The sequence below is a fragment of the Candidatus Symbiopectobacterium sp. NZEC135 genome (assembly GCF_025962695.1).
In genome coordinates this window covers 1-714 of sequence record NZ_JAGFPF010001109.1, presented here as the reverse complement: position 1 = coordinate 714, position 714 = coordinate 1, and the positions used below count along the sequence as shown (strand labels likewise).

Below are 714 nucleotides of genomic sequence, written 5' to 3'. Positions count from 1 at the left end.
TCCCTTCCGTATCGGATGGTTTCCGGGTTTACACCATGAAGCTGCGGCAAAAGAGTAATGACTGGCGACCCTCTCTGTCAATGCTGGGCCCATCACCGCACTGCGCCCGTTGCCAGGCCAGCAAGGCGGATGGGCATTATCAGCAATGTCCGCATAGTCAATCGTTACTATCCATTTTTATCAATAGCTTAGATGTGTTTTTTTGGAAGATTTTGGGCGTGTATCGTTGACGAATGGTAGAATAGGTACACATTCATCTTATTGGCCCACCACATCATGATCGTAGTCACCACGCCAAGACTTGTCATTCGTTCTTTCAGGGAAAAAGATGCCCTGTCACTGCTAGACTACCTGTCTTCGCCGCGCACTCCCTGTTTTCAGGATGAAAAGCTGAGCTCACTCGCAGAAGCTCGGGAAGAGGTTACCAGAAGAGCCGCTGATCCCAGCCAGTTTGCCGTGTGCCTCAAAGAGAATGACACATTGATCGGGCATCTGTTTGCCGATAACAGAGAAGAGCCGAACAGCAATACCTGGTCAGTTGGCTGGCATTTTAACCACCATTATGAGGGACAGGGCTTTGCGACGGAATCTGTCTCCGCGCTGTTTCAGTACTTGTTTACTGAAAAAGAAGCTCGGCGCCTGTACGCCTACGTTGAGGACTACAATCTCGCCTCTCAGCGGCTTTGCGAACGTCTTCATATGCGTCGCGAAGGG

At 50.6% G+C, this 714-nt stretch carries 2 protein-coding genes; both read left to right on the top strand.

The window, feature by feature from the left end; translation table 11 throughout:
- Positions 1-230 (top strand): hypothetical protein (locus J5224_RS32755; protein WP_264629091.1); only part of this gene is annotated, 230 nt, incomplete at its 5' end.
- Positions 231-276: 46 nt separating this feature from the next.
- Positions 277-714 (top strand): GNAT family N-acetyltransferase (locus J5224_RS32750; RefSeq protein ID WP_264629090.1); only part of this gene is annotated, 438 nt, incomplete at its 3' end.